Origin of the sequence: Streptomyces alkaliphilus, assembly GCF_014141535.1 — a bacterium.
GTDB classification, from domain to species: domain Bacteria; phylum Actinomycetota; class Actinomycetes; order Streptomycetales; family Streptomycetaceae; genus Streptomyces; species Streptomyces alkaliphilus.
Genome location: NZ_VKHT01001479.1, coordinates 1 through 867, shown reverse-complemented (window position 1 = coordinate 867; position 867 = coordinate 1). Strand labels below are relative to the sequence as shown.

Sequence of the window (867 nt, the reverse complement as noted above, 5' to 3'; positions counted from 1 at the left end):
CCCTCGAATTCCCCCACCCGAATCGGGGTACCTCTTTGCCTTTTTCCCTGCACCGGGGCGACGCCCTGCGTGTGCTCACCACGCTGCCGGACGGTTGCGTTGACTCCGTGATCACCGACCCGCCCTACAACTCCGGCGGCCGGACCGCCAAGGAACGCACCTCCCGCTCGGCGAGGCAGAAGTACACCTCGGCCGACGCCAAGCACGCCCTGGCCGACTTCACCGGCGAGAACATGGACCAGCGCTCCTACGGGTTCTGGCTCACCCAGCTCATGACCGAGGCCCACCGCCTGACGAAGCCCGGCGGCACCGCGCTGCTGTTCACCGACTGGCGGCAGTTGCCCATCACCACCGACGCGATCCAGGCGGCCGGATGGCTGTGGCGCGGCGTGCTGGCCTGGCACAAACCGCAGGCCAGGCCGCAGAAGGGCCGCTTCACACAGAACTGCGAGTTCGTCGTGTGGGGGTCCAACGGAACGCTGGACGGCTCCCGCAATCCCGTCTACCTGCCCGGCCTGTACTCCGCCTCCCAGCCCTCGGGCTCCAAGCGGCGGCACATCACCCAGAAGCCGGTCGAGGTGATGCGCGAACTGGTCAAGATCAGCCCTCCGGGCGGCACGGTGCTCGACTTCTGCGCCGGCTCCGGCTCCACGGGAGTGGCCGCCCTGCTGGAGGGACGCGACTTCATCGGGGTGGAGAAGACCGAACACTACGCCGACATCGCGAGAGACCGGCTCACCGAGACCGCCCGGAAGACACTCACCCGCGACGACCTCGTGCTCACGGCCTGACCACCCGGCTCCCGGGGCTCCGCCCCCGAAGCCCCGGTGCGGCCTTTCCCCGTCGGCCACCGCTCGAAGGAGACCC

Annotated in this window: 1 protein-coding gene; it reads left to right on the top strand. The window is 69.4% G+C overall.

The annotated features are described in order from the left end of the window. Positions 1 to 35: 35 nt before the first annotated feature. Positions 36 to 791 carry a DNA-methyltransferase gene (locus tag FNQ90_RS25210; protein WP_143625273.1) on the top strand — a complete coding sequence of 252 codons (756 nt, stop codon included), beginning with the start codon at positions 36 to 38 and terminating at the stop codon, positions 789 to 791. Positions 792 to 867 lie beyond the last annotated feature (76 nt).